Source organism: Neptunomonas marina, from assembly GCF_004005935.1.
GTDB classification, from domain to species: Bacteria; Pseudomonadota; Gammaproteobacteria; order Pseudomonadales; family Balneatricaceae; genus Neptunomonas; species Neptunomonas marina.
Window position 1 is genome coordinate 45293 of sequence record NZ_SACQ01000001.1, and the last position, 18451, is coordinate 63743.

The 18451-nt window shown below is 50.9% G+C and carries 13 protein-coding genes and 5 tRNA genes; 16 read left to right on the forward strand and 2 right to left on the reverse strand.

Annotated features, from left to right (window positions below; all coding sequences use genetic code 11):
• From EOE65_RS00195 to EOE65_RS00240, 10 genes are all read left to right on the forward strand, one after another.
• Positions 1-2151 carry an FAD-dependent oxidoreductase gene (locus EOE65_RS00195; RefSeq protein ID WP_127692282.1) on the forward strand — a complete coding sequence of 717 codons (2151 nt, stop codon included), beginning with the start codon at positions 1-3 and terminating at the stop codon, positions 2149-2151.
• Positions 2152-2165: 14 nt separating this feature from the next.
• Positions 2166-2969 (forward strand): sterol desaturase family protein, encoded by an 804-nt coding sequence (locus tag EOE65_RS00200; RefSeq protein WP_127692283.1) that lies wholly within the window; start codon positions 2166-2168, stop codon positions 2967-2969.
• Positions 2951-3667: a TIGR04283 family arsenosugar biosynthesis glycosyltransferase gene (locus tag EOE65_RS00205; RefSeq protein ID WP_127692284.1), complete on the forward strand. Its 717-nt coding sequence runs from the start codon at positions 2951-2953 to the stop codon at positions 3665-3667. The genes EOE65_RS00200 and EOE65_RS00205 overlap by 19 nt, the downstream gene beginning before the upstream one ends.
• Positions 3664-4269 (forward strand): TIGR04282 family arsenosugar biosynthesis glycosyltransferase, encoded by a 606-nt coding sequence (locus EOE65_RS00210; RefSeq protein ID WP_127692285.1) that lies wholly within the window; start codon positions 3664-3666, stop codon positions 4267-4269. The genes EOE65_RS00205 and EOE65_RS00210 overlap by 4 nt, the downstream gene beginning before the upstream one ends.
• A 113-nt stretch (positions 4270-4382) precedes the next feature.
• Entirely contained in the window at positions 4383-5525 is a 1143-nt protein-coding gene (locus tag EOE65_RS00215; protein WP_164846979.1) for an HDOD domain-containing protein, read from the forward strand.
• Between the two features lie 51 nt (positions 5526-5576).
• Positions 5577-6401 carry a phosphate/phosphite/phosphonate ABC transporter substrate-binding protein gene (locus EOE65_RS00220; RefSeq protein ID WP_127692287.1) on the forward strand — a complete coding sequence of 275 codons (825 nt, stop codon included), beginning with the start codon at positions 5577-5579 and terminating at the stop codon, positions 6399-6401.
• An 11-nt stretch (positions 6402-6412) separates the two neighbouring features.
• Positions 6413-8050 (forward strand): sensor histidine kinase, encoded by a 1638-nt coding sequence (locus EOE65_RS00225; protein WP_127692288.1) that lies wholly within the window; start codon positions 6413-6415, stop codon positions 8048-8050.
• A gap of 16 nt (positions 8051-8066) precedes the next feature.
• Complete coding sequence (locus EOE65_RS00230) at positions 8067-9128, forward strand: type 1 periplasmic-binding domain-containing protein (protein WP_127692289.1); 1062 nt, start codon at positions 8067-8069, stop codon at positions 9126-9128.
• Positions 9128-10825 carry a sensor histidine kinase gene (locus EOE65_RS00235; protein WP_127692290.1) on the forward strand — a complete coding sequence of 566 codons (1698 nt, stop codon included), beginning with the start codon at positions 9128-9130 and terminating at the stop codon, positions 10823-10825. The genes EOE65_RS00230 and EOE65_RS00235 overlap by 1 nt, the downstream gene beginning before the upstream one ends.
• Before the next feature lie 153 nt (positions 10826-10978).
• A complete protein-coding gene (locus tag EOE65_RS00240) occupies positions 10979-12094 on the forward strand; it encodes a YeeE/YedE family protein (RefSeq protein ID WP_127692291.1) in 1116 nt (371 codons plus the stop codon).
• A gap of 1 nt (position 12095) precedes the next feature.
• Here the strand turns inward: EOE65_RS00240 and EOE65_RS00245 are convergent, their stop codons facing one another.
• Positions 12096-12755, reverse strand: coding sequence for a glutathione S-transferase family protein (locus EOE65_RS00245; RefSeq protein WP_127692292.1), 660 nt, complete (start codon positions 12753-12755; stop codon positions 12096-12098).
• Between the two features lie 3 nt (positions 12756-12758).
• Positions 12759-13475, reverse strand: a complete 717-nt coding sequence (locus tag EOE65_RS00250) for a hypothetical protein (protein WP_127692293.1) — start codon at positions 13473-13475, stop codon at positions 12759-12761.
• Between the two features lie 130 nt (positions 13476-13605).
• On the opposite strand from EOE65_RS00250, the gene EOE65_RS00255 reads away from it, so the two are divergent.
• From EOE65_RS00255 to EOE65_RS00280, 6 genes are all read left to right on the forward strand, one after another.
• Positions 13606-13681 (forward strand) — tRNA-Glu (locus EOE65_RS00255).
• An 18-nt stretch (positions 13682-13699) separates the two neighbouring features.
• Positions 13700-13775 (forward strand) — tRNA-Gly (locus EOE65_RS00260).
• A gap of 10 nt (positions 13776-13785) precedes the next feature.
• A tRNA-Glu gene (locus EOE65_RS00265) sits at positions 13786-13861 on the forward strand.
• A gap of 18 nt (positions 13862-13879) precedes the next feature.
• A tRNA-Gly gene (locus EOE65_RS00270) sits at positions 13880-13955 on the forward strand.
• Positions 13956-13966: 11 nt separating this feature from the next.
• A tRNA-Glu gene (locus tag EOE65_RS00275) sits at positions 13967-14042 on the forward strand.
• 113 nt (positions 14043-14155) lie between these two features.
• Entirely contained in the window at positions 14156-18442 is a 4287-nt protein-coding gene (locus tag EOE65_RS00280; RefSeq protein WP_127692294.1) for a LamG domain-containing protein, read from the forward strand.
• The last annotated feature ends 9 nt before the right edge of the window (positions 18443-18451 follow it).

Sequence of the window (18451 nt, forward strand, 5' to 3'; positions counted from 1 at the left end):
ATGAACAGATCACGCATTCTACTTGTCGCGCTGATCGGCGCGTTGCTCTTTTTGTTCTGGGCGTTGGGTGGCGCAGAGTTGCTCACATTAGAGCGTTTGCAAGCCGAGCGAGCGGCGTTACTCAACTATCGTGATGCGAATCCACTTTTTAGTAGTGCGTTGTTCTTTACTCTTTACGTCGCTGTTACCGCGCTATCGATTCCCGGTGCGGCGATCATGACGCTCGCTGGCGGCGCGATTTTTGGTTTAGTCTGGGGTGTGGTGCTGATCTCCTTTGCATCCACACTGGGTGCTACGTTGGCGATGTTGCTTGCACGCTATCTGGCCAGTGATTGGGTGCGGCAGCGTTTTGGTAGCCGCTTCAAACAGCTAGACAGCGGTATTGAGCGTGAAGGACCATTCTATCTTTTCTCGTTGCGCCTGATTCCTGCTGTACCGTTTTTCCTGATCAATGTAGTGATGGGGTTAACGAAAATCCGTATCGCCACCTACTGGTGGGTGAGCCAATTAGGGATGCTGCCTGCCACTATCGTTTATGTGAATGCAGGTACAGAGCTTGCGCAGATAAGCCAGCTATCTGATATTTTGTCGCCCAGCTTACTCGGTGCATTCGTCTTGCTTGGACTCTTCCCATGGATTGCTCGTATCGTGCTCGCGTGGAGTAAGCGGCGCCAGTTAGCACGCCAATGGCAAAAACCGACGCAGTTCGATAATAACTTGCTGGTGATTGGCGCGGGCAGCGGTGGGCTGGTATCGGCCTATATCGCGGTGGCCACCAAAGCTAAGGTGACTTTGATAGAGCGTCACCAGATGGGCGGTGATTGTTTGAATACCGGTTGCGTGCCTTCAAAAGCGCTGCTGCGTTGTGCTCGCCAAGCTAAAACGATAACCCAGAGTGGGCGTTTTGGTATTACCGTCGCGGAACCGCAGGTCGATTTTTCGGCAGTTAAACGCTATGTACAGAACGCGATCTCTCGCATCGAGCCGCACGATTCCGTAGAGCGTTACACTGATCTGGGTGTTGATGTTATTCAAGGCAGTGCTCGCTTAATCACACCTTGGGAGGTAGAAGTCACCAAAAATGATGGTACCAGTGAACGGATCTCCTCGCGCAGCATCGTGATCGCCACCGGCGCGCGCCCACGTGTCCCTGAGCTACCCGGCATCGAGCACGTTGATGCGCTTACATCCGACACTATTTGGGGCTTAGAGGCACTGCCGAAGCGTTTGCTTGTGATTGGCGGTGGGCCGATTGGCTGTGAACTTGCGCAGGCGTTTGCGCGGTTAGGAAGTCAGGTTATCTTGGTGCAGCGCCAAGCTGGGCTGCTACCGAGGGAGGATCAGGATGTTCAAGCGCTTGTTCAAGCGGCGCTGCTGGACGATGGCGTAGAGCTGCATTTAGCAACGCAAGCGCTAAGCTTTGAAAACCGCGATGGCTCGAAGCTACTGCTCGCGGAATCAGCTGCAGGTGAGGTAGAGATACCCTTTGATGAGGTGCTGGTGGCACTGGGGCGCCAGCCGAATACAGAAAATTTAGGGCTTGAAGCGCTGGGGATTTCTCTGGATGCACAGCAGCGGCCGATTTTAGATGCCTACCAAGCCAGCCCGCTCAGCCATATCTATTTTTGTGGCGATGTGATGAGCGATTATCAGTTCACGCATGTGGCGTCCCACCAAGCATGGTATGCCTCTGTCAACGGGTTGTTGGATGGTCTGTGGCGCTTTAAAACGGATTATCGGGTGATCCCTTGGGCAACATTCACTGACCCAGAAGTAGCTCGTGTCGGGCTATCTGAAACTGACGCTAAAGTGCAAGGCATAGCATACGATGTCTCAACCTACTCGCTTGAAGAGCTAGATCGAGCGATTGCCGACGGTGAGAATCATGGTTTTGTGAAGGTGTTAACGGTGCCCGGTAAAGATCGGATTTTGGGCGTTACCATCGTTGGTAGCCACTCGGCTGAGCTGATTGCAGAGTTTGTGATGGCGATGAAACACAATTTAGGTCTCAACAAAGTGCTGGGTACTATTCATATCTATCCAACGTATGCGGAAGCCAATAAGTATGTTGCGGGTGTTTGGAAGCGTAGCCAAGTCTCTGCGCGCGTCATGGCGTGGTTAGCTAAGTTTCAGCGCTGGCGTCGCTCCTGATTCGGAGAGAGTAAATGACACTTGAAGCGATCATGCGGCTAACCGCTTTTTTTGGTGTATTCGTAGCGTGTGCTGTGTGGGAAGCCGCTCGGCCGCAGCGCCGTTGGTATCATCCACGTATCAAGCATTGGGCAACCAATCTCGGTTTAATGCTGATCAACACCTTGGTAACGCGTTTTACTGTCGGAGCCGTGGCCGTTGCTGCCGCATTATGGGCACAAAGTAGCGGCTTTGGCCTGCTCCAATGGTTAGCGCCACAAAGTGTGTTCGGACAAGCGTTAGCGGTGCTGTTTGCGCTGCTGGCACTGGATCTAGCCATCTGGTTTCAGCACTGGTTGACGCATCGCTGGACGCCTTTGTGGCGTTTACATCGGGTCCACCACACTGACCTTGAGCTCGATGTGACCACCGCCTTGCGCTTTCATCCGGTGGAAATTCTACTCTCGCTCCTCTTTAAAGCGATATTAGTGATTGCGCTCGGTATCGATGTGTGGGTCGTGATCGTATTTGAAGCACTGCTCAGTGCGAGTGCGCTGTTTAATCACGCCAATATTCGCTTACCAAAAGCTGTCGATAGGGTGTTGCGTTGGGTTATCGTCACGCCGGATATGCATCGTATTCATCACTCGGTTGAACCAAACGAAACCAACTCCAACTACGGATTTTTCCTCTCTTGGTGGGACCGGTTATTTGAAACCTATCGAGTCAGTGCCAAAGATGACCACCTGACGATGCCGCTTGGCCTTAAGGAGTATCGCCAGTCCGATCAATTGACGCTGCCGAAGCTACTAGTGCAACCATGGCGGGGCGTCGAGTGATACCGAAGGTCAGCTGTATCATTCCGACACTGAATGAATCTGCTCAGATAGAAGCATGCTTGCAGCCGTTGCAACCGTATCGGGATTGGCTGGAGTTGATTCTTGTAGACGGCGGTAGCGAGGATGAAACCGCTCAGGTTGCTCGGCCTTGGGTTGATAAGGTGGTTGTCTCGCCCGCAGGGCGTGCTTTGCAGATGAACGCTGGCGCTGCAAAGGCGACCGGTTCTCTTTTGCTCTTTCTGCACATTGATACCCGATTGCCAGCATCGTTAGAAACGCTGCGTGTGCTGTTACACCAGCCGCCCTGTTGGGGGCGGTTCGATGTTCAGATTGATAACGGCAAGAGCTGGTGCCGCTGGGTGGCATTGGGAATGAACGTACGCTCACGGTTGACGAAGGTCTGTACCGGGGATCAAGCGTTGTTTGTGACCAAGTCCGTTTTTGAACACGTAGGTGGTTATCCCAAGCAGCCTTTGATGGAAGATATTGCGCTCAGTCGTCTGTTGCGAGCGCAGCCAATAACCTTTTTCCCCCTGTCTGCCAAAGTGTGTACATCCGGGCGCCGTTGGCGCAAGCATGGCGTGTTAAAAACTATCTTGCGTATGTGGCTGTGGCGCTTGCGTTACTGGCTGGGCGCTTCCCCGTTTCAGCTTGCTAAAGAGTATGGCTATGTCGTTACTGAAAAGGACTACCGATGACTGATTATCCTATCATCGTTTTCGCAAAGCCTCCGGTAGCGGGTGTCGCTAAAACGCGCCTTATACCCGCGCTGGGTGAAACCGGAGCCGCTCAGTTGCATGCGCGTTTGCTGGAACAGACGATACAAACCGCCGTGAAGGCGTCGCAAACTGTCTATCTTTTTACCGCAATGGAGCATGAGCACGAGGCGTTCATCGACCTGCAGAGCCGGTACGCTATTACGCTGTTGCCGCAAGTTGATGGCGATCTCGGCGCTCGGATGCAGGATGCTTTTGCTAGAGTTGGGCCAGCGCTGTTGATCGGCACAGATTGCCCCAATATCGACGCTGCGTTGCTTGTCCGTTGTGCGCTAGCGCTACAACATCATGATGCGGTATTTGTGAGTGCTGAGGATGGCGGTTACGCTCTGATCGGGCTACATCAACCTTTCGATGAGCTTTTTGCTGGCATTCCTTGGAGCAGCGCGCAAGTTATGCCAAAAACTGTTGAGCGCTTGCATAAATTGCAGCTGCGTTGGTTGGAGGTGGCTCAGTTATGGGACGTGGATACGCCCGACGATTATGAGCGTTTATGTGTGCACTTTCCTGATTTGTGCAAATAGGCCTCTCTACCCTATGCTAAGAGGCAGTATAACAATAAGAAGAGGTGCGCCAATGCAAGGCAGGTATGCTTTGGGGTGCAGCCTCTGTATTTCTGCTTGTTGAGGACCTGACTATGGAAAGCCCGTTGTTGCTTATCTTTGAACCGAACGAGGAGGTGCGGTCAGCGTTTCAAGCTGCAATGGCTGAGATCACCGATAGCCAATGGCGCGTTTATGAAGCTGATAGCTTGGATAGTGCGCTCCAAGCGTTGCGTGATAGCGCCCCCAATGTGGTTGTTAGTCACAGCTTTACAACATACGGCGGTGCTGAATTTTTGGCGCTGGCTAAACAGTTGCAACCCGAAGCGGTACGCGTACTCTTTACTGAAGACTTTCATGATGAGGTGATGACCGACAGTATTGCGGCGGTGCATCTGGTTATGCCTCAGCCGCTGAGCTGTGAGACCTTGGCGGATATTGTTACTCGCGCTCAAACGATGCAGCGCTTGAAACTAAATGACAGCCTGCGCAGTTCGCTAGGGCGGATTGATGCACTGCCACTATTACCTAGCAGTTATCTGCAACTGTGCCGAGTACTAGACGATCCTGACGCCTCGCTCTCGCAAGTCGCTCGATTAGTGGAGCAGGACCCAGCTTTGCTCGCTAAAGTGCTGCATATCGCAAACTCTGCCTTTTTTGGTTTCTCTAGCCCTGTGGACAGCGCCTTTGATGCCGCGCTTCGTTTGGGTATCGATCTATTAAAATCGCTTGTATTGGTCTTAGGCGTTTATGCCGGGCGGCGTGGCCTGTCGGCAGCCGATCAGCAGCGCTTGGCAAATAATGCTTTTTTGGTTGCAGATCGGGCTGCTGAACTATCCCGTTATCTTGGACGCGATAGAAAACAGACTGAACGCGCGTATATCGCTGGGCTGCTGCATAATGTCGGTGAAATTTTAGGCGGTATTTTGGAGGTCCAGGACTCGCGCTCTACGGCTGATGAGTTTGACCTTAGTCAGGGAGATTACTCCGTTGCTGGTGGTTATCTGCTGAGTTTGTGGGGATTTCCTGCCGCGGTGGTTGATGCGGTTTGTTTTAGCAATCAGCCGCAAAATATGCCGCAGCCGAACGAACTTTGTACCATACTCTATGTAGCTCAGTTAGCGGTTTCTTGTCAGCAAAACCAAGTGGACCCGCTGCTATCATTGGACAAGCCCTTGGTGGCAGCTCATGGTATCGATGTACAAATTGTTGCTTGGCTTAAGGACGCGCGCCCATAAACGGCACGTGGGGTGTATGCCGCTTTGCCATATACCGTTTGGAGGAGATATATGAAACGTCTAGTTTTAGTACTTGCCTTGGCTTTTTCCTTGCTTAATTTTGCTCATGCGAGCGAGCAGGTTTACACCTTGGGTGTTGTTCCTCAGCAATCGGCGAAGAAGCTGGCGCGCTTATGGACGCCAGTGACTCAATACCTGTCTAGCAAAACGGGGTTGGCAATACGTTTTGCGACCGCGCGCGATATTCCCACGTTTGAAAAACGGGTTGTGGAAGGTGAGTATGACATCGCTTATATGAACCCATACCATTATACCGTTTTCAGCCAAAAGCCGGGCTACCGAGCCATTGCGAAGCAAAAAAACAAACAGATAAAAGGGATCTTTGTCGTTCGTAACGATAGTCCCATTCAGTCCCTGAATGAGCTAAGTGGACAAAAGTTGGCCTTTCCATCGCCAGCGGCATTTGCTGCCAGTGTTATTCCGCGCGCGCAGCTTGATAAAGAGCAAATTGCTTACGAGCCTAAGTATGTCTCGTCCCATGATTCAGTCTACCGAAACGTTGCCAAGGGGTTCTTTAAAGCAGGTGGCGGCGTTATGAGGACGTTTAATAACACTGCGCCGGAGGTTAAAGCGCAGTTGCGTGTGTTATGGACAACGCCCGGCTATACGCCTCACGCGCTGGCTGTGCATCCTAGAGTGTCGTCATCAGCAAGCGAAGCGATTCAAACGGCATTGATTGAAATGGCGAGCGATCCCGAAGGGGTCACACTGTTGAAATCGCTCAACTTTAAACAGTTAGAAGCAGCTGGCGATGGTGACTGGGACGATGTAAGAGCTCTCAACATTAAGCTGCTTGATCACTTGTTGAGTGAGTAACAAGACCATTTATGTCACTACGGCTTAAAACCATACTCGGTATCGCACTGATCGAAGGTGCGCTCTTGTTGGTGCTTCTTATTACGATGATGGATTTTATCCGAGATTCGAACTATGAAGCATTGCGAAAACGTGCTGAGTCCACGGTCACGTTGTTTTCTACCATGACCAAAGACGCGGTGCTCTCCTATGACTTGGCTTCGCTCGAAGCCTTTGTTTCGGAAGTTTTGCGCAACGAAGATCTGCGCTACGCCCGCATAGTGACGCCGGATGGCGAAGTTTTCGCTCAGAGCGGTGAAATAAGCCACTTTGTGGCAGGCAAATTCGCTGCCGATACAGAGGTTGCAAACGTTGATGACAACGTATACGACATCTCGGGCAGTATTGCTGAGGGAGGTGAAGTATACGGGTATGTGCAGGTGGGTTTAGATATAGGTGCAATCAATGCGTCTATTGCGGCAATTAATCGCTGGGGGATTGCGCTCGCATCGTTCGAGATGGTGTTGGTGGCGCTCTTTTCATTTGTTTTAGGTGGCTACCTCACTAAGCAATTAGACGTGCTACGAAAAACGGCCCGTAAAGTGACCGATGGTGACTTTGATGTGCAAGTTGAGGTCAAAACGCGGGACGAGATTGGAGAGGTTTCTTCCGCTTTTAACCGCATGGTTACGAGCCTAAAGTCGGCGCAGACTCAGCGCGACCAATATGAGAGTGAGTTATTGGAGCTGAACCAATCGCTTGAAGAGCGTGTGCTCAAACGGACGCGAGCATTACAAGCGAAGCATGTTGAGCTGCAAGAGACCTATCAGTCCCTCAAGGATACTCAAGCAAAGTTGCTGCAATCAGAAAAATTGGCATCCGTGGGGGTTCTAGCGGCCGGGGTTGCTCATGAAATTAATAATCCAATTGCTTTTGTGATGAGTAACTTAGAGTCGCTATCAGGATATATTAACGACTATGAAGCTCTGATTGATAACTATCATACGCTCAAGGATGAACCTGACGATGCGGCCCGCCAAGCCAAGTTGGAACAGATTGAGGCGAAGCTAGATCAGCTAGACTATGAATTTGTCAAAGAGGATGTTGAAGATCTCTTAAAGGATTCAGCACAGGGCACTCAAAGGGTGCGCGATATTGTGGTTGGTTTATCGGAGTTTGCACAGCTTAACCAAGATGACAGCTGGGGCATGGTTGATCTCAACGAGTGTATTCAAGTCACCTTGCAGCTTCTGCAGGGGCGTATCCCGTCTGGGTGCAAAGTACGCACGAGTCTTGGTATTTTGAGCTTAACGTATGGCGCCGCCGCGCAGCTGAATCAGGCGCTGTTGAATGTGATTCAAAATGCCCTGCAAGCTGTCGGCGAGCAGGGCAGTGTTGATATCGTTACCAAAGAGCAGTCTGGGCGCTTGATCGTATCGATACGTGACTCAGGCACCGGTATTGCCGCTGAGGAACTTGATAAGGTGTTTGATCCATTCTTCACCACGCGGGCTGTGGGTGAGGGTACAGGTTTAGGTTTAGCGATGGCCTATGGAATCGCCAAAGATCATGGCGGTGAGATAAAAGTGAAAAGTGAGCTGGGTAAAGGAAGTCAATTTATTATTATCTTGCCTATCCGAGATGAAACTCAGTTGGCATCGGCATCATAGTTTGGCGGGGTGGTATGTGAATCTGAGCGGTTGGGCTCGTTTACTGCTATTTAGTGTACTTTTGGCACTGGGTAGCCTGCCTCTGACGGTGCAGGCAGAAGATAGTGTGTCACTGGATCGCTTTCGTGAGTATGTCGAACGGTCTGTAGATGCGCCGAGTGGCGCTAACAAAAAGCCGATTAAAATTGCCATCGTCTACCCGGGCTTACAAACGTCTGATTATTGGCTACGCAGTATTAAAGCGCTGCAAGGGCGGTTGGATGATCACGGCTTGGCGTACGAGCTTGATGTGCGTTTTTCGCGCCCCTATATCCAGCAAGACTTGCAAGAGAGCCAGTTATTAGAGGTTCTTCAGAATGATCCTGATTACCTTGTGTACACCATCAATTCGGACCGCCAGCGTCGCGTGGTTGAGTACCTGCTGCAGCGCGAACGCCCCAAAGTTATCATTCAAAATCTGACGCAGCCCGTTGCTCAGTGGTTTGATGTGCAGCCGCTCATGTATATCGGCTTTGACCATGCTGCGGGCGCGCGAAAATTAGCGCAGTTCTATAAAAGGAGATATCCCAAGGGTACACCCTTTGGTCTTCTCTATTGGGATAAAGGCGTGGTGAGTGAACAGCGGGGTGATGTGTTTCTCAAAGAGGTAGAGCGAACTCACCAATTGAAAGCCAGTTACTTTACTGACGCTAGCCGTATCTCCGCTAAACATGCCGCGCTGAAAATGCTTCGTGAATACCCAGACATTCGCTATATCTACGCCTGTGCCACCGATGTCTCTTTGGGGGCCCTTGATGCGTTGCGTGAGCTAGGTGATCCGCCCATTACTGTGAATGGGTGGGGAGGCGGTGAAGCTGAGCTAGAGATGTTTCGTCAGCAAAAGCTTGGTGTCGTGTTGATGCGTATGAATGATCAAAACGGCATCGCGATGGCAGAAGCGATACGCCTAGATCGATTGGGCTATCAGATTCCATTGGTCTTCTCGGGGGAGTTTGAGGTGTTAACCCAGAGTATGGAAGAGGGCGCTTTAGAACATTTGCTGGAGCGTGCGTTTCGTTACTCGGGAGGGATGCCGTGATGGTGCTGCGCTTTCGTACGCTGATCTTCTTTCTATTCCTGATTATTTTGTCCGGTTTTCTGGCGATCTTTTCGCTCAACTTTTTCAGTGCCGCAGAGAGTATCTTGCGTGAAGAGGCGAAAACATCGATGCAGCAAAGTGCTGCCGCGATACAGCGCGAGCTAGAAGCACAGTTACGGCTGCTGGATCAAGAGTTGGCAGCATTAGCCATGACCGATGTGATGCGTGAAGCGGTTACCACCGGCTCTGCGTTGCAGTTACAGCGGAGTATCGAGGGCTCTGGCTTACACGGTGCTGAGATCAAGAGCCACCACTTCTTGGTGGTTTCTTCATTCAACTACGAGCGTTGTTATGTCTTAAAGAGCCGCCTGCTGGAGATCGGCTCTGGCTCGTGTGAACAGATATACCGCGCCTATTCGCAGGCGCTAACCGAGGGTTGGAGTAGCTTCCGTAGTGGTACTCACGTTTTGCTTGGGAAAGATTACCTGATTACTGATACCGATAACCGTGTTGTCGGTCGGGTGATCGGAGGCATTAAGTTATCGGATAACCGCCTTTTCTTAAGTCAATTGGTGAACAGGTCTGCGGCTCAGATCCATGGTGCCCAGCTGTTATTCGATGGTGTTGCAATCAGTCAATACGACCCAAATCAGGCGGTATCAACCAACCAGTTAACCTCGCACATGCTGTCGTTGCCTAACTTAGGCAGTAGCTTGGGGCTACAACTGGATGTCAATGCGGACCAGATTGGCGTGCTCGGTAAGCAGATGTTACGTCTAATCGCTGGCGGTGTGCTAGTCGGTTTATTGGTGAGTGCGTTTATCGCGCTAATTTTATCAGGTGCGCTAGACAAGCAACTGCAAAAGCTGCTCCGGCATGTGCGCGATACGGTTGATTCGAGCAGCAAAGGTGAGTGGAATGCCGGCACAATCGCCGAGTTTAATCATTTAGGTAAAGAGATCGATACGATGGTGCAAGCGTTAACGTCCCATCGCAGCGAGCTGCACGTGGCGAATGAGCGTTTGGAGCAGGCTTTGCGTGAAAAGCGCGCCATCCTTCATCAGCTTATCCACAGCCAAGAGCAAGAGCGCAACCACCTTGCTCATGAACTTCACGATGAGCTGGGGCAGTTGCTAACGGCAGTGCGTGTTGAGACCGTACTGCTAGAGTACGACGTGGATGCAAAAGACAAAGCATTGGAGCATATCGATAAGATTAAACACCTTGTCGCAGATATGTATGAAACCGTCTACGACCGCATTATGGCGCTGCGCCCAGCTGAATTAGACGATATGGGGTTAAGTGAATCGATTCGTCAGATTGCAGCATTGAAAAGTTTGCAACAGACGGGCGTCGAGGTGTTTCTAGATATCGAGGACGTTGTGCTGCCTGGGGATGCTGATATTCACCTGTATCGCATTATTCAAGAGGCGCTGACCAATGTCTTAAAGCATGCACATGCCAGTTGCACTAATGTCGTGCTCAAGCAAGAAGAGACTCATGTGCTGCTGCGGATTTGTGACGACGGGGCAGGATTTGACGAATCGAAGGGGATTGAGCAATTTGGCGGCTTTGGCTTGCTCGGCATAAAAGAGCGCTGCGAATACATGGGCGCTGAGCTGAAAATTAGTGGGGATCATGGTGTGTGTATTGAAGTTTCATTGGCGATTCGTCACGAAGAGTGTTTAGAACCTTGATATAGCGCATAACAGCAAAAGAGGCTGCTTGGTTAAACTATGATCAGTTAAAGCGCGGGTTGTTGGGGCTGCTTATGAGAGTAGCCCTTTTTTGTGCTTCATATTTTATATATCTAATTGATATATCCTAATTCTTAAATGTGTGGTTAGTGTATGGATTTTGACTTTCTAATCGAGCGTTTTGGTGAAGCTGGCACAACCGCGTTAGGGGGGCTGGTTCTTGGGATTATGTTTGGGGTTTTCGCCCAGAAGAGCCAATTTTGTTTACGTGCTGCTGTTGTTGAGTTTGCTCGCGGTCAAATTGGCCCCAAGGTAGCCATTTGGCTACTCACCTTCGCTGCGGCTGTTGGGGGTACTCAAGCACTGATCACTTATGGGGCGCTAGATATATCCGACTCTCGAATGCTCGCAAGTTATGGCAGCCTTTCTGGCGCTATTGTGGGTGGACTTTTATTTGGTGCTGGGATGGTGCTGGCGCGTGGGTGTGGTGCGCGGCTTTTAGTGCTGGCGGCCACCGGTAATTTACGTGCGCTGTTTTCTGGGTTGCTATTTGCCGCGGTCGCGCAGGCATCATTGCGTGGTGTACTTGCACCTGTTCGCGAGGGCGTGGTGAATGCGTGGTTGCTGCACAATGATGGTGGGTTAGAGCTGATCTCTTTCCTTGGGCTAGGCTCATACACAGGCATCTACTTGGGTGTCGCGTGTTTTGCTATCGCTATCTATTTTGGTATCCGGAACCGTCTAGGATTTTGGGCGTGGCTAGGTGCCCTAGGTGTTGGCTCTATGGTGGTTGGCGGCTGGTGGTTTACCTATCATCTCTCTTACCAAACCTTTGATCCAACCCAAGTGGAAAGTATGACGTTTACGGGGCCCTCAGCTGATACCTTAATGTACTTCTTGTTGCCCAGTGGTGCGGAGCTCGACTTTGATGTGGGCTTGGTACCGGGCGTGTTTCTTGGCTCTTTTATGGCCGCTTTACTGTCGCGCAACTTGAAACTGCAAGGCTTTAAAGATGGTAGCAGTATGGTGCGCTATATTCTCGGCGCTGTTTTTATGGGAATGGGAGGCATGTTAGCAGGAGGTTGCGCGGTGGGTGCTGGCCTAACCGGAGGGTCAGCGTTTTCGATTACCGCTTGGGTGGCGCTTGCGGCGATGTGGGCCGGTGCTGCGGCAACTGATGCACTCGTTGACCGAGAGTGGGGGGCGGATCGCCGCTCCCTTTGGTCTCGGTATGTGCGTTTACCTAATCACGCAGCACCAGCCAACTAAGCTACTGCTGACCCTGAAGCTTGGTGATCGCTGCCTTCTCTTGGTCGATCATCGCAGCGATAAAGGGCATAGCTGTCATACGCGTATACCAGTCAGCTAAGTTCGGCCAACGTTCGGCGTCAATGTATTCCCCGCCATGTGCCATGCTAATAAGTTGTGAGCAAATGGCGAAATCGGCAAGGCATGGTTTATCACCCAGAAAGAACGCGTTTTTAAGCTCGCCTTCGAGATAGTCAAAATGCGGCGGCAATTTCTCATTAATCGCAGCTTTGATCCTCTCATGATCGGGCGTTTTCCCGCTGAGTGGTGCCACGATATTTTGGAAAAAGATACTAAATGTCGTGTGAGGCGCTAGCTCATAGTCGGCGTATTTCTCAAGCCATTTGCAGCGTGCGCTCAGGTACGGGGTGTCGGGTAACGTGGGCGCTTCGGGGAAGTAGTCATCCAAAAAGTGACAAATCACTGCTGAATCTGCCAGCGTAATATCGTCTCCGATGGTTAGAGCAGGAACACGTCGTAGCGGGTTGAGCGCTTTGTACTCCTCGGGCGTTGCGTAGGGTACGACCATCTTGGACTCATAAGGTTGCTGCTTGTGCTCCAGTACAAAACGCACTTTGCGAACGAACGGTGAGAGTGGGGCTCCGTGTAGTGTAGGGGTCATTGTTTATCCTTCTTGTTCTTCAATGTTATCGGGAGAGGCTGGGTCTTTTGCATCTTGAAGTGATGCTTCAAGCTCGGTTACATAGGTGCGCAGTTCATAGATTTGGCGGTCAGTAAAGTGGCGGTGATCAATGCGCTCAAGCGTGTGCAGGCAATTTTTGAACTGGTGCAATGCGGGCTTCGGGCCTTTAACGGCTTGGTACTCCAGCGCATCGAAAACCAGCCCGTCAACGGCAACTTGCTGAACACAGTAGTGGCAGTATTTGAGCAGCTCACTAATGGTTGATGTTGATTGACGGTTGCGATTGGCTAAGTTCTTTAACCACGCTGCGAGCTCTTTGCTCATCGCTGCGGCTTTGAGGGCTTGATCTTTATCATGTAAGCGCGTTAGCGAACCCGCTTTATATGGAGTGGGCGGGGAGGGTTGTTGTGACACTGATGCTTTGGCAGCATTTTGCATAGCTGCTGAGTTATCCAGTGTTAAAAGTTTGCGCCATTGAGCAGTGAGGTAGTGAGATAAAAACTCAGCTAACTGCGGCGACATAAGCTCGCTGGGGAAACCATCGCGAATCTGTTCTGCGTAGCGAATATCGGCGCGCAATGCACGTAGAGCAGAGCGTTTCTGTTGGCGCTGATTCTCTAATGACTGCACGACAAAAGCGGCGCCTGCCAGCGTTATTACAACAATAATGATAACAAAGCCTGTTTCGGCGGGAGTCATGGTGTGCAAATCCTAGCCAATTTGAAGTATTTGATTTTATAGGAAAAGCCTTTAAAAAAAACGCTTGACGCCAATCGTTATGGAGCATAAGATACGCCCCGCATTTGAGGCAACGCTTCATATGTGCAACGTCCCATTCGTCTAGTGGTCTAGGACACCGCCCTTTCACGGCGGTAACAGGGGTTCGAACCCCCTATGGGACGCCATTTCCTTTTAGGAATTGGGCGGGAATAGCTCAGTTGGTAGAGCACAACCTTGCCAAGGTTGGGGTCGCGAGTTCGAGTCTCGTTTCCCGCTCCAAAATTTATACGTCCCATTCGTCTAGTGGTCTAGGACACCGCCCTTTCACGGCGGTAACAGGGGTTCGAACCCCCTATGGGACGCCATTTCCTATTTAGGAATGTGCGGGAATAGCTCAGTTGGTAGAGCACAACCTTGCCAAGGTTGGGGTCGCGAGTTCGAGTCTCGTTTCCCGCTCCAAAAATTTATACGTCCCATTCGTCTAGTGGTCTAGGACACCGCCCTTTCACGGCGGTAACAGGGGTTCGAACCCCCTATGGGACGCCATCTCTTCTCTCTATCCCTTCTCGTTGTATTTGCTAGTTTTTTAGCCACTAATACGCAAAAAATTTGATAAGCCACTACACTGTACGGGTTGTTAAGTTTTGCTGGTTTCTCTTATGAAGTTTGTTCTCTCTTTTGCTGCGAATGTTCGCTTTGCACTATTGCTTTTGTCGCTAAGTCTATCGGGCGTGAGCTATGGCCAAACGACGCTGCAGGCCGCCTGGTACTTTGATGAAGCTCAATGGTCTGGTGTTGCGGGCGAGGTTATCGACTCAAGCGGGAATGGCTTTGATGGACGAGCAACAAAGTCGATAGTCAATTCAAGCGAGGGCGTTGTGTGTGGCGCCGCGGACTTCTCCGAGAACTCAACAACCGATGGCGTTATTTTAGATGCTGATGTTCTCGATCGAGAGAATAACTTCTCTATTTCTGTTTGGGGTAAACTACCGACCTCCGCAACGCAGTCACAAACTATTCTTTCCGGCGCATATCGCGACAATAGGCGAGCTTGGGATAATAGTGTTTTGCTGTTTTTCAGCAATCCTCGGCGAGTTAATCTTTACTACGCTCAGCGTAACTTTTTATCGGCGAACATCGCACCGATCAATGATGACCAGTGGCATCATTTTGTATGGACAAGATCGAGCAGTAATAACTGTTTCTATTTGGACGGTGTTCGACAAACCTGCAGTCGATCAGATGGCGGAGCGCCGCGTATTTCCGATGGAGGGCTGTATATTGCCCAAGAGCAAGATTCATTAGGGGGGAGCTTCACATCGTCGCAAGATTGGGATGGTTTACTCGATGAGTTGTTAATCTTTCGCAGCACGCTGAATGATGGCGAAGTGCAGTCTATCTATACCAACCAGTTAAATCAGCTTAACTGGGACGGTTCAACGCGTGCTTGTGCTGGAGGACCTCCGAGCGGTGACCTACCTGAGCCGATAGGCGACTGGCATCTGGATGAGTCGCAATGGGCGGGGATTGCAGATGAGATAACAGACTATAGTGGTAACAGTTATCACGGTCAGGCGAGCAAGGCGATGCCAACTGTCGAGGAGGGAGCGGTATGCCGAGCTGCTGATTTCACGCCCACTGCGTTAGATGATTTTATCTCGCTGGATTATCAAGCATTTCAGGGGCTTACGGAAATGTCCTTTTCCGTATGGGGTAAAACCTCCCAGCGTAATCAAACGCAGGCGTTGTTCTCTGGCTTTGGCCCTCAGTTCAATAACGAGTTGCTACTGTTCTTTTGGAATAGTCAGCGCTTTGAGCCATTAATAAAGCGCAACTCGTTTTCACAGCAAAATCTGATTACGACACCGGATATCGCGGATAATCAGTGGCATCACTTCGTTTATACTCGCAATGGCTCAAAAAACTGCCTGTATATTGATGGTGTTTTGCAGGGCTGTCGCTACGGGCTTGATTCGGGAGCGCTTAACTTTTCGCCAGGCGGTGTGATACTCGGACAAGAGCAAGACACGCTGCAAGGTGGTTTCGATTCGGGACAAGATTGGGATGGGTATATCGATGAGCCCTTACTCTTCAATAAGGAGCTTGGTGCGTCGCACGTACGTGAGATATACAACAATCAGTTAGCGAAAAAGAACTATGACGGTTCAGAACGGCGCTGTGAAATACCCGCTCCCGTCTTTGATTATCGCTTCGATAGCTGCAACTGGAGTGATGGCCGAGATGTTGTGGACTCCGGCCCGAATGGGCTGGATGCATATGCTGAAAACGGCGTACTTTCGACAATCGACGGTAAAGTTTGCGGGCTGGCCCACTTTGATAGCCTCGATGACTATATTCGCTTACCTAGCAATAGTTTGGTGAGCCCAACCGAGCGCTTTTCGGTTACCTCTTGGATTCGATTGGAGCGCCTGCCGTCATCGCTCAGCACAGTTGTCTCGAAAGATACCAACTACGAGTACCACATCACTGCCAATGGCAGTGTTTACTGGTGGTGGAATGACAATACCGGGACGGTAAGAACCCTGACCTCCTCTGCGCGGGTTAACTTAAATCAGTGGCACCACATTGCCATCACCTACATGGACGGTAAGCAGGTGATTTACCTTGATGGAAACGCAGTTGCGACGGGTACCTTTGAGGGTGAGCTAATTACAAATAGCAACCCATTACAAATTGGCCAAGATCAAGGGGTGAGCAGTCGTTTCTTTCCGGGCGATATTGATGAGGTAAAACTGTTTGATGTGGACTTGCTACCCCAAGAGGTTGAGCAGATTTATGCCAATGAACTTGCTGAGCGCAATTATGACGGTACTGCACGCAGCTGTAATTGCACGGCTCCAGTAACCATCGATCATTACTCTATCAGCCATAGTGGGAGTTTGGTGAGCTGCTTGACGGAGCAGGTCACCATTACGGCTCGAAACGACCAAAACGGTGCTGAGGATGCTGAGGACCGAACCATCACGATCAGTACATCCTCGGGCAAAGGCTCGTGGGAGGGGGTTGTTCAGGGAAGTGGAGTACTCACGGCTTTATCGGGAGGTAGAGCAACGTATCGTTTTCCTAACAATGGCGAGTCGTCTGTAACATTATCGTTCCGCTATCCAGATCTGGTTGGCTCCTCTGAAACAATTAATTTCGATGTCACTGACGGTGTGGTCACTGACCGACGGGATGGAGGTCCTGAAGATCGCGATTTGGTGGTTTCGGACGTCGGTCTTTTGTTTGATGTGCCTGATACGCAGTCGTGCGAAGTCACACCAAACTTCACCGTGTCGATTGTGAGAGCGACAGATAACCAGCGGGTGTGTGAAGCTGCGGTAGTAGGGCAGCGTAATCTATCAGTTACATCGAGTTATATCTCGCCGGCGAGTGGAAGCCGCTCCGTGCTATTGAACTCACAAGGTTCCAGTTATGCCATTAGTGCTGCACCTCAAACGGTGCCGGCAACCTTTAATTCAAGTGGCGAAGCGACATTCTCTGCCAGCTATGCTGATGCTGGGGAGGTTCAGCTTGATATTAGTGTTGTATTGGACGGCAAGACGATCTCTGGCAGCGATACGTTTATTGCTTATCCCGCCAAGCTGGCCATCTCGGCACTGAACTCGAGTAATACTTCATTGCTCGGTGCGAGCGCCACACATGTTGCGTCTGCTCCGTTTACGCTATCTGTTACAGCACAATGCAGCAACGGGACGGTTACGCCGAATTACGAACCTTCAAATGCTGATCTTGGTGTCTATATGCAAACACCCACCAAGGCTGAAGGCGCAAAGGGTGGTGAGTGGGTTGTGGAGTCGTCTGTTACGGTATCTGATGATAAGCAGTGGCGTGATATCTCATCGCTCTTTTCCGGTGGCGTTATGACGCGCAGCGATGTGACCTACTCGGAGGTGGGAACGCTATTCGTTTTGGCGCGTGATACCGATTATATGGGTTATAGCATCGCTGAGAGCGAAGAGAGTGTGGGGCGTTTTATTCCGAGCTATTTCTCCTTAGCTCAGAATGCAGCGCTATCCGGCCCGCGCTGGGAGGGGCATTGTTCGGCAGATCAGTTTGCTTATCAGAATCGCGCGATTGGTTTCTCGGTACATCCGGAGTTGACTGTGACAGCGCATGGGGCAAATGGGCAGGTGGTGAATAACTATAGCGGTGCGGATTGGAAACTTGCTGAAGATGCATTAGGCCGTACGTATACTAATCAAACGAGTTCTCTGGCTTCGCTGGTGCCGAGTTTGGGTACTCCTAGCTGGAATGGCACGAATCAGAGCTTTAATGGCCAAGGGGTGCTTAGTCTAGCGGATGACGCAGTGACTTACGTGAAAAATGGTTTGGAAGCTCCGTTCGATATGCTTGTTGGACTTGAGTTCGATGAAGCAGATCTTACCGATACGGATGGCGTGTGCTACCGGGTCGATACGGATGGCGACAGTGTTGTTGATTCGTCATGTTTGTCTTATGAGTGGGTCGATCATATTGCTGGCCCTGAAGTGCGCTATGGCCGTCTCTACTTAGCGAATGCATACGGGCCTGAGACGGCAGCGCTGCCGCTGTCATGGCTAACGCAGTATTACGATGGTTCTGCGTTTGTCACTAATACACTGGATAGTTGCTCGCAGTGGCTAAATAGTGAGGTTTCTCTGCGTGATGTTGCGGGTGGTTTAGTTGGGGGAGGGCTGACGTCGATCTCCTTTGCCCATGCAGCCAGTGATTTTAAAGTTATCGATGGTGATGCAGGAGCAAGTTTAGCCGCGCCGGGCGCTGGCCAAGTAGGTACGGTGGCGATTGATGTGGATCTTTCTGGTGCCCCCTACTTGCAGTTTGACTGGGATGGTGATGGAGCTGACGATACGGAGGTTTCTGCCGAGGCGATATTCGGCCGCTACCGTAGTCACGACCGTGTGATCTATCAAAAACAGTTTTAATTTGTTGAC